The sequence below is a fragment of the Pseudomonas agarici genome (assembly GCF_001543125.1).
Classification (GTDB): Bacteria; Pseudomonadota; Gammaproteobacteria; order Pseudomonadales; family Pseudomonadaceae; genus Aquipseudomonas; species Aquipseudomonas agarici.
This window is the reverse complement of the sequence record NZ_CP014135.1, coordinates 4,764,170-4,778,786: the sequence shown is the minus strand read 5'-3', so window position 1 is coordinate 4,778,786 and position 14,617 is coordinate 4,764,170. Positions and strand designations below refer to the sequence as shown.

General features: G+C 59.3%; 15 protein-coding genes, 3 tRNA genes and 1 pseudogene. 11 read left to right on the top strand and 8 right to left on the bottom strand.

Annotated elements, in window-relative coordinates:
- Positions 1-2 precede the first annotated feature (2 nt).
- From purF to AWM79_RS20895, 6 genes are all read left to right on the top strand, one after another.
- A complete protein-coding gene (gene purF, locus AWM79_RS20920; protein ID WP_017133654.1) occupies positions 3-1,508 on the top strand; it encodes an amidophosphoribosyltransferase in 1,506 nt (501 codons plus the stop codon).
- Positions 1,509-1,571: 63 nt separating this feature from the next.
- Positions 1,572-2,783, top strand: a complete 1,212-nt coding sequence (locus tag AWM79_RS20915) for an O-succinylhomoserine sulfhydrylase (RefSeq protein WP_017133653.1) — start codon at positions 1,572-1,574, stop codon at positions 2,781-2,783.
- Positions 2,780-3,559, top strand: coding sequence for an SDR family oxidoreductase (locus AWM79_RS20910; protein WP_017133652.1), 780 nt, complete (start codon positions 2,780-2,782; stop codon positions 3,557-3,559). Before AWM79_RS20915 ends, AWM79_RS20910 begins: the two co-directional genes overlap by 4 nt.
- A gap of 147 nt (positions 3,560-3,706) precedes the next feature.
- Positions 3,707-3,782: transfer RNA gene (locus AWM79_RS20905), tRNA-Val, on the top strand.
- Between the two features lie 83 nt (positions 3,783-3,865).
- Positions 3,866-3,942, top strand: a tRNA-Asp gene (locus AWM79_RS20900).
- Between the two features lie 114 nt (positions 3,943-4,056).
- A tRNA-Asp gene (locus AWM79_RS20895) sits at positions 4,057-4,133 on the top strand.
- 305 nt (positions 4,134-4,438) lie between these two features.
- Here the strand turns inward: AWM79_RS20895 and AWM79_RS20890 are convergent.
- The 4 genes from AWM79_RS20890 to AWM79_RS20875 all read right to left on the bottom strand — a co-directional run bounded on the left by AWM79_RS20890 (position 4,439) and on the right by AWM79_RS20875 (position 6,215).
- Entirely contained in the window at positions 4,439-4,897 is a 459-nt protein-coding gene (locus AWM79_RS20890; protein ID WP_017133651.1) for a RidA family protein, read from the bottom strand.
- A gap of 361 nt (positions 4,898-5,258) precedes the next feature.
- Positions 5,259-5,579 (bottom strand): putative quinol monooxygenase, encoded by a 321-nt coding sequence (locus AWM79_RS20885; RefSeq protein WP_017133649.1) that lies wholly within the window; start codon positions 5,577-5,579, stop codon positions 5,259-5,261.
- Between the two features lie 26 nt (positions 5,580-5,605).
- A complete protein-coding gene (locus tag AWM79_RS20880) occupies positions 5,606-5,881 on the bottom strand; it encodes a hypothetical protein (RefSeq protein WP_060783698.1) in 276 nt (91 codons plus the stop codon).
- Positions 5,882-5,951: 70 nt separating this feature from the next.
- Positions 5,952-6,215: a thioredoxin domain-containing protein gene (locus tag AWM79_RS20875; RefSeq protein ID WP_156430136.1), complete on the bottom strand. Its 264-nt coding sequence runs from the start codon at positions 6,213-6,215 to the stop codon at positions 5,952-5,954.
- Positions 6,216-6,511: 296 nt separating this feature from the next.
- On the opposite strand from AWM79_RS20875, the gene AWM79_RS20870 reads away from it, so the two are divergent.
- Entirely contained in the window at positions 6,512-7,096 is a 585-nt protein-coding gene (locus AWM79_RS20870; protein ID WP_017133646.1) for a TetR/AcrR family transcriptional regulator, read from the top strand.
- A 35-nt stretch (positions 7,097-7,131) separates the two neighbouring features.
- Here the strand turns inward: AWM79_RS20870 and AWM79_RS26010 are convergent.
- A pseudogene (locus AWM79_RS26010) lies at positions 7,132-7,588 on the bottom strand (zincin-like metallopeptidase domain-containing protein); the annotation flags it as partial.
- Between the two features lie 262 nt (positions 7,589-7,850).
- Here AWM79_RS26010 and rbsK point away from each other — a divergent pair.
- From rbsK to AWM79_RS20850, 3 genes are read left to right on the top strand one after another with little or no spacing between them, the layout of a single operon-like run.
- Entirely contained in the window at positions 7,851-8,771 is a 921-nt protein-coding gene (gene rbsK, locus AWM79_RS20860) for a ribokinase (RefSeq protein WP_060783696.1), read from the top strand.
- Positions 8,772-8,828: 57 nt separating this feature from the next.
- Positions 8,829-10,160 (top strand): L-fucose:H+ symporter permease, encoded by a 1,332-nt coding sequence (fucP, locus tag AWM79_RS20855; RefSeq protein WP_060783695.1) that lies wholly within the window; start codon positions 8,829-8,831, stop codon positions 10,158-10,160.
- Positions 10,157-11,230, top strand: coding sequence for an aldose 1-epimerase family protein (locus AWM79_RS20850; protein WP_017133643.1), 1,074 nt, complete (start codon positions 10,157-10,159; stop codon positions 11,228-11,230). Before fucP ends, AWM79_RS20850 begins: the two co-directional genes overlap by 4 nt.
- A 6-nt stretch (positions 11,231-11,236) precedes the next feature.
- Here the strand turns inward: AWM79_RS20850 and deoR are convergent, their stop codons facing one another.
- Entirely contained in the window at positions 11,237-12,001 is a 765-nt protein-coding gene (deoR, locus tag AWM79_RS20845) for a DNA-binding transcriptional repressor DeoR (RefSeq protein ID WP_017133642.1), read from the bottom strand.
- Positions 12,002-12,120: 119 nt separating this feature from the next.
- On the opposite strand from deoR, the gene deoC reads away from it, so the two are divergent.
- On the top strand, positions 12,121-12,804 hold the full coding sequence (gene deoC, locus AWM79_RS20840) for a deoxyribose-phosphate aldolase (protein ID WP_060783694.1): 684 nt from the start codon (positions 12,121-12,123) through the stop codon (positions 12,802-12,804).
- Positions 12,805-12,922: 118 nt separating this feature from the next.
- On the opposite strand, the gene AWM79_RS20835 is transcribed toward deoC, so the two are convergent.
- Together AWM79_RS20835 and AWM79_RS20830 are read right to left on the bottom strand one after the other, a co-directional pair.
- On the bottom strand, positions 12,923-14,293 hold the full coding sequence (locus tag AWM79_RS20835; RefSeq protein ID WP_060783693.1) for an isochorismate synthase: 1,371 nt from the start codon (positions 14,291-14,293) through the stop codon (positions 12,923-12,925).
- The gene (locus tag AWM79_RS20830) at positions 14,290-14,613 is read right to left on the bottom strand and encodes an isochorismate lyase (RefSeq protein WP_017133639.1); all 324 of its coding nucleotides are present in this window, start codon (positions 14,611-14,613) and stop codon (positions 14,290-14,292) included. Before AWM79_RS20830 ends, AWM79_RS20835 begins: the two co-directional genes overlap by 4 nt.
- Positions 14,614-14,617 lie beyond the last annotated feature (4 nt).

Sequence of the window (14,617 nt, the reverse complement as noted above, 5' to 3'; positions counted from 1 at the left end):
GCATGTGTGGCATCGTCGGTATCGTCGGTAAGTCGAACGTCAATCAGGCGCTGTATGACGCGCTAACCGTACTCCAGCACCGCGGCCAGGACGCTGCCGGTATCGTGACCAGCCATGACGGCAGGTTATTCCTGCGCAAGGACAACGGCCTGGTCCGTGATGTGTTTCATCAGCGCCATATGCAACGCCTGGTTGGCCACATGGGCATCGGCCACGTGCGTTACCCGACCGCCGGCAGCTCGACCTCGGCCGAGGCCCAGCCGTTCTACGTCAACTCGCCATATGGCATCACCCTGGCACACAACGGCAACCTGACCAACGTCGAACAGTTGGCCAAGGAGATCTACGAGTCCGACTTGCGTCACGTCAACACCAGCTCCGACTCGGAAGTGCTACTCAATGTGTTCGCCCATGAGCTGGCCCAGCGCGGTAAGCTGCAACCGACCGAGGAAGACGTTTTTGCCGCCGTGACCGACGTACATAACCGTTGTGTCGGTGGCTACGCCGTGGTGGCGATGATCACCGGCTACGGCATCGTTGGCTTTCGCGACCCCCATGGCATTCGCCCGATCGTTTTCGGCCAGCGTCACACCGACGAAGGCGTTGAGTACATGATCGCCTCTGAAAGCGTGTCCCTGGACGTACTCGGTTTTACCCTGATTCGCGATCTGGCGCCCGGCGAAGCGGTTTACATCACTGAAGAGGGCAAGCTGCACACCCGTCAGTGCGCGAGCAACCCGAGCCTGACCCCATGCATCTTCGAGCACGTCTACCTGGCGCGTCCTGATTCGATCATCGACGGCATCTCGGTGTACAAGGCGCGTCTGCGCATGGGCGAGAAGCTGGCGGAGAAGATCCTGCGCGAGCGTCCAGAGCATGACATCGACGTGGTCATCCCCATTCCCGACACCAGCCGTACCGCGGCCCTGGAGCTGGCTAACCACCTGGGCGTGAAGTTTCGCGAAGGTTTCGTGAAGAACCGCTACATCGGTCGGACCTTTATCATGCCGGGCCAGGCGGCGCGCAAGAAATCGGTAAGGCAGAAACTCAACGCCATCGAGCTGGAATTCCGTGGCAAGAACGTGATGCTGGTGGACGACTCCATCGTGCGCGGCACCACCTGCAAGCAGATTATCCAGATGGCCCGTGAAGCTGGCGCGAAGAACGTCTACTTCTGCTCGGCGGCCCCGGCGGTGCGTTACCCCAACGTCTACGGCATCGATATGCCGAGTGCCCACGAACTGATCGCCCACAACCGTTCCACCCAGGATGTCGCGGACCTGATCGGTGCCGACTGGCTGATCTATCAGGACCTGCCGGACCTGATCGAGGCGGTGGGCGGTGGCAAGATCAAGATCGAACAGTTCGACTGCGCGGTGTTCGACGGCCAATACGTCACTGGCGATATCGACGAGCACTACCTGAACAAGATCGAGCAGGCGCGCAATGATGCGTCTAAGGTAAAGACCCAGGCGGTCAGTGCGATCATCGATCTGTACAACAACTGAGTAAGAACCGGCCCCAAGGGGCCGGTTTGGTATCTTCCAAAGATCAGAGCAAGGAGTGGCAGCATGAGTCAGGAATGGGATGCCGGTCGGCTGGACAGCGATCTCGACGGCGTAGCCTTCGACACCCTGGCCGTTCGTGCCGGTCAGCACCGTACCCCGGAAGGGGAGCACAGTGACCCGATGTTCTTCACCTCCAGCTACGTTTTCCGCACTGCCGCCGATGCGGCTGCACGGTTTGCCGGGGAAGTGCCGGGCAATGTCTATTCACGCTATACCAACCCGACCGTGCGTGCGTTCGAAGAGCGCATCGCCGCCCTGGAAGGCGCCGAGCAGGCCGTTGCGACCTCGACCGGCATGGCCGCGATCATGGCCGTGGTGATGAGCTTGTGCAGTGCCGGTGACCACGTGCTGGTATCGCGTAGCGTATTCGGGTCGACCATCAGCCTGTTCGAAAAGTACTTCAAGCGCTTTGGCGTCGAAGTCGACTACGTGCCCCTGGCGCAATTGTCCGGCTGGGAGACGGCCATCAAGGCCAATACCAAGCTGCTGTTCGTCGAATCGCCATCGAACCCGCTGGCCGAGCTGGTGGATATCGCCGCCCTGGCGGATATCGCCCATGCCAAAGGGGCGTTGCTGGTGGTCGACAACTGCTTCTGCACGCCCGCCGTGCAACAGCCGCTGCAACTCGGTGCGGACATCGTGGTGCACTCGGCGACCAAGTACATTGACGGCCAGGGCCGTTGCATGGGCGGGGTGGTTTGCGGTCGTGGCGAGCAAATGAAGGAAGTCGTCGGCTTCCTACGTACCGCCGGGCCGAGTCTCAGCCCGTTCAATGCCTGGATCTTCCTCAAGAGCTTGGAAACCCTGAACTTGCGCATGCGCGCACACTGCGCCAATGCCCTGGCCCTGGCCGAGTGGCTGGAGCGGCAGGACGGTGTCGAGGCGGTGTACTACGCGGGCCTCAAGAGCCATCCGCAACATGAGTTGGCCCAGCGCCAGCAGCGCGGCTTTGGCGGCGTGGTGAGCTTTGAGGTCAAGGGCGGCAAAGAGGGTGCCTGGCGCTTTATCGACGCTACCCGGTTGATCTCGATCACCGCCAACCTGGGTGACACCAAGACTACCATCACCCATCCGAGCACCACCTCCCACGGTCGCCTGTCGCCGCAGGAGCGTGAAGCGGCGGGGATTCGCGACAGTCTGATTCGCGTTGCGGTTGGCCTGGAAGACGTGGCGGATCTGCAAGCCGATCTGGCACGCGGTCTGGCCGCGCTGTGATCGAGCTGTCCCTCGAAGCCGGCGTTGGCAACAACGGCCGCGTCGCGCTGGTCACTGGCGCGGCGCGGGGCATCGGATTGGGTATCGCCGCTTGGTTGATCAGCGAAGGCTGGCAGGTGGTCCTGAGCGACCTCGACAAGGCTCGGGGCGCCAAAGTCGCCGATGCCCTGGGCGAGAATGCCTGCTTCATCGCCATGGATGTTTCCGACGAAGCGCAAGTGGCCCAGGGTGTGGCCGATGTATTAGGGCGGTTCGGTCGGTTGGATGCGTTAGTGTGCAATGCGGCGATTGCCGATCCGCACAACATCACCCTCGAAAGCCTCGACCTGGCGCATTGGAACCGTGTGCTGGCGGTCAACCTCAGCGGGCCGATGTTGCTGGCCAAGCATTGTGCGCCGTACCTTCGCGCCCATTGCGGGGCCATCGTCAACCTGGCGTCGACCCGAGCGGCGCAGTCGGAGCCTGATACCGAGGCTTATGCGGCGAGCAAGGGTGGGTTGCTGGCATTGACCCACGCCCTGGCAATCAGTCTCGGCCCGGAAGTTCGCGTCAATGCAGTCAGTCCGGGCTGGATCGATGCTCGTGATCCTTCGGTGCGTCGTGCCGAGCCGCTCAGCGATATCGACCATGCCCAGCATCCGGCGGGCCGGGTCGGCACGGTCGAGGATGTGGCGGCGATCGTGGCATGGTTGTTGTCGAAAAGTGCGGGCTTTGTCACTGGCCAGGAATTTGTGGTCGATGGTGGCATGAGCAAGAAAATGATTTATTGCGACTAGACGGCTGTGGGTCGTGTGGCCAGGGTTTTTCATCCCGACGGGGCGCCGATGGTGCTGACATTAATTGGTCTTTTTCAGAAAAACTTCAAGCAGGCTATTGACTTAGATTCGTTATCTGCGTAAATTTCGCGGCCTCGACGAAGCAAAGGGTGATTAGCTCAGCCGGGAGAGCATCTGCCTTACAAGCAGAGGGTCGGCGGTTCGATCCCGTCATCACCCACCACTTCCAGAGTCTTTCGTCAGAAAGCATCTCGCAAGAGAGTGGCAAGAAAATCGGAAATTCCGCAAGGAGTCTCCAACCGACGCGCAGCGGTAGTTCAGTCGGTTAGAATACCGGCCTGTCACGCCGGGGGTCGCGGGTTCGAGTCCCGTCCGCTGCGCCATATTTGTACAGATCGACTACTTGGTAAACGAGTGACCGGTCTGCGATTGACAGCCACCGAAGGCTTTCGATCACGGGTTTAAAGGTTTCAAACAGACGCAAGTCTGAGCGATACGCAGCGGTAGTTCAGTCGGTTAGAATACCGGCCTGTCACGCCGGGGGTCGCGGGTTCGAGTCCCGTCCGCTGCGCCATATTTGCTTCCATCAGGGCCACTGAACGCCCGGAAGCTACGAAAATAGCGGCCATGGGCCGCTTTTTTTCGCGTCTGAAAAAATCCACTGTCCCGTCCTGAATAAGGGTTTACACCTTCTGATCTATTTTCAGGGGGCGCGAGTCAGGGGAACTATGACGAGCCTCATCTTGATCTGCGGCCCCTGCGCCTTATCGATCTCAGTGCGCTAGCGCACACACATGACACCGACAGCATCTTCGATCTCATCCGAAAAGACTGGCTCGAACGGGCATACGGTTCCAGTGGATATCAATCCGCGTCTGGCTATGTTGGAGGTAGCACCGCCTTGAAGACGATTTCGATGAGCTGCTCAGGAAAGGCCAATCTCGATACGCCAATCAGATTGCTGGCGCACTGAGGGCGCGCCGTGGCGTAGGCTTCTTTGCGCACCTTGCCCGCCACCGCGAACGCCTCATCGACATCGAGGACATAGAGCGTCTCTTCCACCACGTGGTCGAGGGTGGCTCCGAACTGTGCCAGGATCTTCGCGGCGTTTGCATAGGTCACTCGCATCTGCTGCGCCATCATCGAGAAGTCGGCTGGCTTGCCGGTTGCATCGAGCGTGGCAGGTGCGATCATGGCACCTTTATCGTCGTGGCTGAGCTGGCCGGACACATAGATCATGTTTCCGGTCTTGATCGCCTGTGCATAGCCATAATTGTCTTCCGCCGGCAGACCGTGATAGGCCGCCTCTTTGAATTTCGTTGCGTTCGTGTTGGTCATGGCTGATCTCCTGTTGAATAAACCGGCCCGGTATTCGGGCCATGTGCTTCATCCCTACCTCTCCGGGATTGTTCTAGGCTGCTGCCGCTTCCAGTCTGCGCCGGACCGCGATCGGGCTCTGCGCGAAAGTCGCCAGCCTATTCGGGGTGAATCCGAGGCTCTTGCTGAATGCATCGAGAGTCGGTTTCAAACCGGCCGGCACTGGGTCCGGGTTTAGCGCCTCAGTTCTTACCATCGTAGTCTTTCTTTTCAGTGATCCGCTTTACCTAGGCTCTGGCCGACATGCAGCTGCGCTCGCTCATGCGGCGTTGAAAGCCGGCTCGCCTGGCAAACATTGCGTACAGACCCTGGGAAGCAGGAATCAGGTGGCTTTGGGATATTCTTTGAACGGCACGAGGAATTCGAAGCTGCGCTCTGTGCGCAGTACCTTCGACAGCACCGCCTCATAGTCGGCGCGGTACGAAGCTTTCATGTGATGGGACATGAAATATTCCATGCTGCAGTCCCAGGTTTCGTAGAGAACGATTGTGTCGGGATCGTCGACCGGGTGATGAATCCAAGTGGTGACGAAATCGGGTTCGTTGGCCATCTGGTCGGTGACGAAGAGCAAGCCCTTCTTAAGTTCCTCGACATGGCCGGGCTTGGCAGGCAGGCGGACGATGAATGAGATGCGATCGGACATGATGTGATCCTTATGGGCAAGTAAAGTTAAAAAAACGCGTCAAGCGGGAGTTCCGGCGTCACCATCCGCCCGTGGGCGAACGGCAGTGCAAGCGCGGCAGCACGCCGACGTGAATGTTGGGCTGTGAGCAGGCCGGCTGTCGGTACGGAGGCGCTGAGATCGCTCGCCATGCCGATGAGGCCGATGAACGAGGCGAAGCCGACAAGATGTGCTGCGTCGCCAACGACGCTAATGCCCATCGCAGGGCTGCCGCGTTTGGCGACGACAGCCTTGGCGACGGCAACTTCACTGCTAAGTTTCATGGAGTGATCCTCTTAACATTGTGAACCTATCGGTACATTTCTAGGCGAAAAAATATCAGGCGCTCGCTGGCTAACCCACCAGCTTGCGGATCAAGGTCTTAAAGGCGTCGATCAACTGATCCCCCATCACCGTTTTGTGTTCCTTGAAGACAAGGGTCGGTGCCGACCGAATTCCACGCTTGATCCATGCCTGCTTGCGTGCTCGAACCTCGGCTGTGAACAGGCCCGTATCCAGGGCCTCTTCGGGATCGATTCTCGCCTCGGCGACCCGTGCCACAAGCAGGCCGCGACCTTCGGTGCAATGAGCGCGCAACAACAATCTATTCTGGACCAATTGGTATCCAATTATTCAGAGATGTCGGACGGATGTCAACATGCCGTTGACGGCTCCTCGTCGCCTAGTGGGCACGCAGTGGTTCCCTCTGAGGCTGGTTGTTCGGTTCGGACCCGGCCTAAGGCCCGATCAAGGCGAGCCACGGGCCACCCGAAGCGCAGCTTCAGCGATGGGTCCATGAGGTTCGGGTAGCTCGATGCGAAAGCCGGGCGCTACCCCGCGGTAGCCAAAGTTCGGTAAGCTAGTGGAATCGGAACCGATTGGTCCCTATTCACACTAGGAAAACAGGCAAGCAAATGGCACGTCCGCGAGAGTTTGATGAAAATGAGGTTTTGCAGGCTGCCCTTCAGGTCTTCTGGGAGAAAGGTTATGAGGGCACCTCGCTAAGTGATCTGCTCGAGGCGATGGGGCTGACCAAATCCAGCCTCTACAAGGCCTTCAGCAGTAAGGAGGCGCTATTCCGGCGCGTTGTCGAGCGATATTATCGTGACTTTCTGGGTTTTCGGCAGGAGGCACTTGCAGAGCCGACGCCGCGTCGTATCGCCGAGCGGCTGCTCTACGGAATGACGCAGTTGCACAGCGCTGAACTAACCCCGCCGGGCTGCCTCGAAACCAACGCCGCGCTGGCCTGCTCCACGGACGCCGAGCTGATCAGATTGGAACTTGCACGTAACCGCGAGCGATTCAGACTGAAGCTACGGGACCGGTTCGAAGAAACGGTCGCGGTGGGCCCACTGCCACCGGGCATGACCTGCGACGATGCCGCCTCACTCATAGTCACGTTGATCCAGGGCATGGCTGTCCAGGCGAAAGCCGGTTTTTCGAGGGAGGCGTCCCGCCGGGTGGTACACGCCGCACTATTGTCCTGGCCTGAATCCTGACGCCTCGCCCCACGAATTGCTTTTGCACATCAGACGGCGCCCCTCTCGACGATCAACGCCGCAAACGCGCCGCCTGGCGACCCGGACGAACAGGCTGACGTCACGTCTTCGCGCTGCAACGGAGAGTGATGTCCAGCCCACTGCGCCCGCTCGTGAAGGGCAGTGGCGTAGTGCCCACCTACATCGTGAAATTACGCTTTTGGCGGCAGTTGAATGAGCTCCCTGATCGCGTGCCAAACCGCTTCGTCAGCAGGCCGATCAACGATTTTTGCATCCGAACTCAACAGCAGGTTTTCGCGGGGTTGTTGACCGCAAAGGGATAGTTCGGGTCCGTCCTTAGTAAGGTTTCATTGACTGTTCCGATTTCCTCCGTTGACTCGATGTCGAACAGAAAATGTGTCCTGAGAGTGCCGAGGTGAGCAATTTTGGGCTGACTGTTTTCATCGAACAAGGGTTGGCTGACTCGGTCTGTTCCTCGCGCTCCCTCGGCTTCCGGCCTCAGCCCGGAGCAGCGCTAAATGGTTACCCGAATACGGACCACGCGTGATCGGAGCGTTCGAGCAGTACTGCGCGCTGCCACGCATCGGGCAATCGAAGGGGATTCAGTGTTTCCGGTGCCCAACATCCTTGTCGCGTTGATCTTTTTTTGCGGGTTTTGATAAAAAAGGTTGAATAGTCACAATAAATGTTATTTAAATAACAAAAATAATGACGTCGTGGTGCCTGCCACAACGTGCACAAGGTAAAAATATCCATGAACAAGATCGCGGTCATCGGCAGCAACATGGTGGACTTGATTACCTATATCGACCGAATGCCTCGCCAGGGCGAGACCCTGGAGGCGCCAGGCTTTGCCATGGGCTGCGGCGGTAAAGGCGCCAACCAGGCAGTAGCTGCCGCCAAGCTCGGCACCGAGGTGTTGATGCTGAGTAAAGTGGGCGACGATCTGTTCGCCGATAACACCCTCGCCAATTTTCAGCGCCATGGCATCGATGCCCGCTACGTGACGCGTGTGGCGGGCGTGTCCAGTGGCGTGGCGCCGATTTTTGTCCAGAGCGATTCCCACAACAGCATCCTTATCGTCAAAGGCGCCAATGCCCATTTGAAGCCTGCCGATATCGATACCGCCGAAGCGGCGCTGCGCGAGTGCAGCCTTATCGTCCTGCAGTTGGAAATCGAGCTGGCGACCGTCTACCACGCCATTGATTTTGCCAAGCGCCATGGCATTGCGGTGTTGCTCAATCCCGCACCCGCGGTCGCGGGGTTGAGCCGCGAGCATTTGGCGCAACTCGATTTTTTGATCCCCAACGAAAGCGAGCTGGCGCTGATCACCGGCAAGCCTGTCGACGGTCCCGACACGGCGCTGCTGGCTGCGCGTGAGTTGTCCGCGCAAGGCATCCGCCATGTCATCGTTACTCTTGGGGAAAAAGGCGCGCTATACGTGGGCGCGGAGGGTGAGTTTCACGTGCCGGGTCGCTCGGTCGTCGCGCGTGACACCACCGGCGCTGGCGATGCGTTCATTGGCTGCTTCGCTCATTACTGGAATCGGGATGGCGACATGCGTGCGGCAATGACACGGGCAGTGGCGTATTCCGCTTGCTCGGTCACCGCCTTGGGCACCCAAAGCTCGTACCCCGACGCTGGCAGCTTTACGCGGTTTCTTGACGGCGTCTAATCCGATGATCGCGGCCGGTATGGCGCTGACGCGCCCTATTTCCCACGGAGAATAACAATGACAAAAGTCCCGCTCCAACAAACCCCCGATGGTTTTTACCTCAACCGCACACCCTGGTTTGCGTTCCTGTTGTTGTGCAGTATTTTCGCGCTATGGGCGGCTGCCGCGAGCATGAATGATGTGCTGATCGCGCATTTCAAAAAGGCGTTTTTGCTCAGCGATTTTCAGACGGCCTTCGTGCAGTCGGCGTTTTACCTGGGTTATTTTTTCGTGGCGATGCCTGCGGCGATGGTCGTGCGACGCTTGGGCTATAAAAGCACGATTCTGCTCGGTCTGATGTTGTATATGTTGGGCTGCGCGCTGTTCTTTCCTGCGGCTTCGACGGCAACGTATGGCATGTTTCTGATGGCGCTGTTCGTCATCGCGTGCGGGTTGTCGTTTCTGGAAACCGCCTGCAACACCTATTCGACGTTGATGGGCCCGCGTGAAACCGGCACCCGTCGATTGAACATCTCTCAGACCTTCCACCCGTTCGGTGCCATGGCCGGCGTGTATGTCGGCAGTTTCGTCATGTTCAAGGACACCGACGCCACGCGTGAACAACTGACGCAAATGAGCGCTTCGCAGGCGGCTGTCCAGCAGCTGGAGATGATCCAGTCGACCCTGCTGCCGTACAAATGGATGATTGCTGTCCTGGTGCTGATGTTCATCTTGATCGCCATCACGCGGTTCCCGGCGTGCCGGGGCAACGCCACGGCGAACGTAAAGACGCGCAGCCTCGGGCAGAGCCTTGCACGACTATCGCGCAACCCGCGCTTTAGCTTTGGTGTACTGACGCAATTCCTCTATGTGGGCGCCCAGGTCGGGGTGTGGAGTTTCACCATTCGTCTGGCGATGCAGATGGGCGGGATGAATGAGCGCAGCGCGTCATGGTTCCTGCTCACCACGTTTGCCGCCTACTTTTTGGGCAAGATGATCGCCAATCTGTTAATGCGCAAACTTCATCCAGCCAAGGTATTGGCGATCTACGGCGTGCTGACCATTGTGCTGCTGGCCTACACCATCTTGGTGCCAAACATAACCGCTGTGTATGCCGCAGTGGGGGTCAGCATTTTCCTCGGACCGTGCTGGCCAACCATCTACGGTCTCACCATCGATGGGTTGGGTGAGGACACCGGCGTTGGCGGATCGCTGTTGGTGATGAGCATCGTCGGCGGCGGGGTGATTCCGGTCTTCCAGGGCCTGTTGTCGGATGCCACCCACGGCAACATGCAGCTCGCCTATAGCGTGCCGTTGCTGTGCTTCGTGGTGATTGTTGTCTACGCCTATTCGTGCCTGCGTCACAGTCGTGCCACGCTGTCTGGGGTCGGAACAGTGGTGGCCTCATGAAAAGCGTTACGCTGGCGTTGTCTCCCGAACAATTCACTGGGGCTGAGAAGACCCTGCTGGAAACCGCCGATTTTCGCGTGTTGGCCTGGACCTATCCCAGTGGCGTGAAGGCGCTGGCATTGGAAAACGCCCGTGGACGTGTGGTGGCCTTACCGTATCAGGGGCAGATGATCTGGTCGGCGATCTTTGATGACTGCGACCTGACCATGCGCAATATGTTCAGTCAACCCAAACCAAGCCCGACGGTGATCGGCACCTACGGCTGCTTCATGTTTCACGCCGGGCTGTTGCGCAATGGCTGCCCGGCGCCGGACGATGATCACACGTTGCACGGCGAGATGCCCTGCGCGCTAATGGACACAGCGTGGTTAGAGGTCGGCGAGGACGCCGTTGGCCCCTACCTGCTGCTGAGCGGACAGTATGAATACGTGCAAGGGTTTGGCGATCACTACCGTGCGATGCCCTCGATCACCTTGCGTGCCGGCCTGGGCGTGTTCGATATCGACATGCAGGTCACCAACCTGGCGGGCAAAGCCATGGAGTTGATGTACATGGCTCACATGAACTACGCCTACGTGCCCGGCGGGCGTCTGTTCGAACCACTCGGCGGAGCCTGCGCGCGCGTGCGTCAGAGCGTTCCTGCCCATGTGCAACCGACACCTGAATGGTCGGATTATATGGCGCGGTTGAGCGAGGATCCGTCACGGTTGAGTACCCTGGACACGCCAGCTTTGTATGATCCGGAAATCGTCTGTTTCTTCGAAGGCGTGCCAGCGGATGCGTCAGGTTATGCGCATTTTCTCCTCGATCATCCCGCCGGATCGGCGTTCTACACCTGCTACCGGCCTGAGCAGTTCTCCCACGCGACACGCTGGATTCTGCACAACGCCGACCAGGGCGTCGCCGCATTCGTGCTGCCCGCTACCTGCGAACCCGAGGGCTACCGGGCGGAAAAAGCCAAGGGCAACGTTCGCTCATTGGCGGGTGGGCAAAGCGCCGTCTTCAGTGTCACTACCGGATATTTGTCGGTTGAAGAGCGGCGCCGGCTAGGCCGAACGTGGGGCGAATGACCGGATTCAAACCACGCATTGCGCGCCGTTCTTGGCGATCAGTTCGCGATAGGGCTTGGGCAGTTTCTTGTCGGAAATTACCACGTTGAACTGTTCGAGGTTGGCGAAATGCGCGGTGCGCACAGCGTCGAACTTGCTGTGATCGGCCAGCAACATGCTGTGCTGCGCCTGGCGCAGGACTTTCTGCTTGACCTCGACTTCATTGAAATTGAAGCACGTCACGCCGAAGGTTTCGCTCACGCCCGCCGCTGAGATGAACGCCCAGGTCAAGCGTATACGGTCGAGGATACTGCTTTCGTCCGCATGGTCGAATACCTGGTTTTTGCGATGAAAAGTGCCGCCGCACAGTACGATGTTGCAGTTGGGTTTTTGCTGCAGTTTGAGCAGGACGTTGAGCGAGTTGCACACAGCCGTGAACTCCAGTTCATCAGGTATGAAGTCAATCACATAGGGTACGGTGGTGCCGCAATCGAAGAACACCGTGTCGCCGCTCTTGATGAACGCGGCTGCGAGCTTGCCGATGCGACGTTTTTCTTCAACGTGCCGACTGCCTTGTTCAGTGACCTTGTAGTCGTGCCCGTCGGCAGGGTCGAACGCCAGGGTGATATGCCCGCCCAACAAATGGAATTTGTCCGGGTAGCGATTCAGGTCGCGGCGCAGGGTCATTTCAGAGACGTCGAGCAATGCGGCCATCTCGCGAAGATGAATCGCCTTTTGGTCCTGCAGGGCTTGCTGGATCAGTTTGATGCGTTCTGATTGTTTGCTTTCCACAGACGTTCCATCGACTAATTATGTTGTGATTTAAACATTTATTGATGTTATATTAACATATGTAGTGTGTGGTTTCTTAAGTGTCACCCCCCCAGGCTTCTTCATCAGGACCGAACCTCATGAGCTCGATCACACCCCAAGCACTTGCCCGGTTTATCGATCATACCTTGCTGGCGGCTGACGCCACGCGTCAACAGATCGCGGTGTTGTGCGCAGAGGCGCGGCACCATGGTTTTTATTCCGTGTGTGTGAACTCAGGCCAGGTACCCTATGCCGCGCAATTACTCGCCGGGCAGCGAGTCAAAGTCTGCGCGGTGGTCGGGTTTCCGCTGGGCGCCGGACTGAGCGAGAGTAAAGCCTTTGAAGCCCGACAAGCAATTGCGGCGGGTGCTGGCGAGATCGACATGGTGCTCAACATCGGCGCGCTGCGAGAGGGACTGTTCGATACGGTGCACGACGACATCGCAGCGGTGCAGCAGGCTTGCGGCCCGGTGCCGTTGAAAGTGATTCTCGAAACCTGCTTGTTGGACGATGCGCAAAAGACCCGCGCCAGTGAAATTTGTCGCGAGTTGGGCGTGGCTTTCGTGAAAACCTCGACCGGTTTCAGTCGCGGCGGCGCAACCCTGGAAGACATTGCCTTGATGCGCCGCGTCGTCGGGCCGCACATGGGGGTCAAGGCGTCGGGCGGGGTGCGTGACTACGTGACGGCAATGGCCATGATCGAGGCGGGTGCCACGCGCTTGGGCACCAGTTCGGGCGTGAGTATCGTCGGTGGCCAGGCTGCGGGCGCGTCGGATTACTGACCTGGCAAGAGGGCAGCTCGCCAGGGCAGCGGGGCTTACGTTGGTCGAGGCCATCATCGATCCTGCCAGGGTGACCCCGAGGTCAGTCTCTGGAAGGTGTATGCCAACGCCGCCGCGTTCAATCAGCTATCAGTACTTCGCGCATGGTCTGCATTTTCAGGTCACTTTCGCGATACTCGCTTTCCGGGTCCGAACCTTCGACCAGGCCGCATCCCGCAAACAGCGTAGCGCGACCGCCCTCCAGCAGGGCCGAACGCAGGGCCACGGCAAACTCTCCGTCGCCCCTGTCGTTTAGCCAGCCTACCGGGCCGGCGTACCAGCCACGGTCCAACTGCTCCGCGTGGCGGATATAGTCCAGCGCGGCCTGGCGTGGAAGACCGCCCACGGCTGGCGTTGGGTGCAGGCATTCGGCGACACTCAACAGATTGTTGTCTGCCCTGAGCAGGCCCGTCATTGGGGTCAACAGATGCTGGATATGTGCCAGCTTATGCAGGTGCGGTCGTGGGGCAACCTGCAGCTCGGTGCAATGGCGTTGCAGGCACTCGCTGAGGCTGGCGACCACCATGGCATGCTCGGCATTGTCTTTCTCGCTGGCCAGCAGTTGCGCGCCCAAGTGCTCGTCGCTGGCGGCGTCCTGGCCACGGGGTGCGCTGCCTGCCAGGGCCATGGTGTGCAGGTATTGGTCGCGCACGCTCAGCAGGCATTCCGGCGAGGCCCCGACAAAACAACTGCGGTCGCGGGCAAAGGCGAACAGATAGGCATGAGGCTGTTTATCCAGCAGACGTTGCATGACCACGTGCAAGGGTTCTGAGGCCGGGACCTTCTGCGAGCGCGCCAACACGACTTTTTTCAAGCTGCCGCGCTGAATCAGGTTGACGGCATTGCTCACATCCTGCTTCCACAAATGGGGCATCGACCGACGGACATGAGCGCCCTGATCGGCATTGGCCGTAGGCAACGAGCGCGCGCCAATAGCCGCCCACTCGCCGAACAAGGCCCGGGCCAGGCGTCGACAATCGGTGCGTGGTCCCACCAGCACATTGACCACCAGGCGGGTCTGGCCCTGACTTTCATGCCATTCGAAGCGGGGCAGGGTCAGGGCCGAGTCGGGAAAGTCACGCCATAAGCGCGTGCGCGGTTTGCCCTTGTCGAAAGCGAAGCCGCCGAACAGCGCCGGACGATGACGCCCATGCACCGTGGCTTGCGCAACCATGTGCTGCCAGCGCTGCCCCAGGGCCTGCCAGCTTTCGTCGTGATGGCCCTTGAACTCATGAGCCTGGCCCAGGCCGAGGCGAAATACGCCCTGAGCCTGGACGTGCCACAAACACGCCAACATGTGCCGGTGGTTGGCACTGAACAACGCCAGTTGATCGACCTTGGGTGACAGCGTGGAAAAGGAGGCCAGCACCTGTGTCTTTGTGATGTTGGTTTGCGCCCGGGCGGCACTCAGGCATTTGAGCAGGCCGGTGAACGAAGGCGTGCGCGTCATGGTTGTGCCTCTTGCAGGTGCAGGGTATGCCAATGATTGATTTGCAGGTTGATGAACCAGTGAATCAGGTCACCAAAGAATTCCTCGGTTTCATCCACCGGTAATCCAGCGTCGGCGGCCCAGAGCCTGCGCTCTTCAAGCATGGCGCTGACGCGTTCTGGAGCGGGAATGGCCTGCAGGTTCGCCTTGAAACGTGTGGCGGCCTGCACATAAGTCAGGCGTGCGGCCAACAGCTCGACCAACTGGCGGTCAAGGTGGTCGATACCCTGGCGTATGTCTTGGAGGTTTGCGCATTGCAGCGCGGGCTTGATGGCATTCATGGGA

What these genes read in the sequence shown, in the direction of transcription:
- purF (WP_017133654.1), top strand. Translation starts at nt 3, where the DNA reads ATGTGTGGCATCGTCGGTATCGTCGGTAAGTCGAACGTCAATCAGGCG.
- AWM79_RS20915 (WP_017133653.1), top strand. Translation starts at nt 1,572, where the DNA reads ATGAGTCAGGAATGGGATGCCGGTCGGCTGGACAGCGATCTCGACGGC.
- AWM79_RS20890 (WP_017133651.1), bottom strand. Translation starts at nt 4,897, where the DNA reads ATGACCAACACGAACGCAACGAAATTCAAAGAGGCGGCCTATCACGGT.
- AWM79_RS20885 (WP_017133649.1), bottom strand. Translation starts at nt 5,579, where the DNA reads ATGTCCGATCGCATCTCATTCATCGTCCGCCTGCCTGCCAAGCCCGGC.
- AWM79_RS20880 (WP_060783698.1), bottom strand. Translation starts at nt 5,881, where the DNA reads ATGAAACTTAGCAGTGAAGTTGCCGTCGCCAAGGCTGTCGTCGCCAAA.
- AWM79_RS20870 (WP_017133646.1), top strand. Translation starts at nt 6,512, where the DNA reads ATGGCACGTCCGCGAGAGTTTGATGAAAATGAGGTTTTGCAGGCTGCC.
- rbsK (WP_060783696.1), top strand. Translation starts at nt 7,851, where the DNA reads ATGAACAAGATCGCGGTCATCGGCAGCAACATGGTGGACTTGATTACC.
- fucP (WP_060783695.1), top strand. Translation starts at nt 8,829, where the DNA reads ATGACAAAAGTCCCGCTCCAACAAACCCCCGATGGTTTTTACCTCAAC.
- AWM79_RS20850 (WP_017133643.1), top strand. Translation starts at nt 10,157, where the DNA reads ATGAAAAGCGTTACGCTGGCGTTGTCTCCCGAACAATTCACTGGGGCT.
- deoC (WP_060783694.1), top strand. Translation starts at nt 12,121, where the DNA reads ATGAGCTCGATCACACCCCAAGCACTTGCCCGGTTTATCGATCATACC.
- AWM79_RS20835 (WP_060783693.1), bottom strand. Translation starts at nt 14,293, where the DNA reads ATGACGCGCACGCCTTCGTTCACCGGCCTGCTCAAATGCCTGAGTGCC.
- AWM79_RS20830 (WP_017133639.1), bottom strand. Translation starts at nt 14,613, where the DNA reads ATGAATGCCATCAAGCCCGCGCTGCAATGCGCAAACCTCCAAGACATA.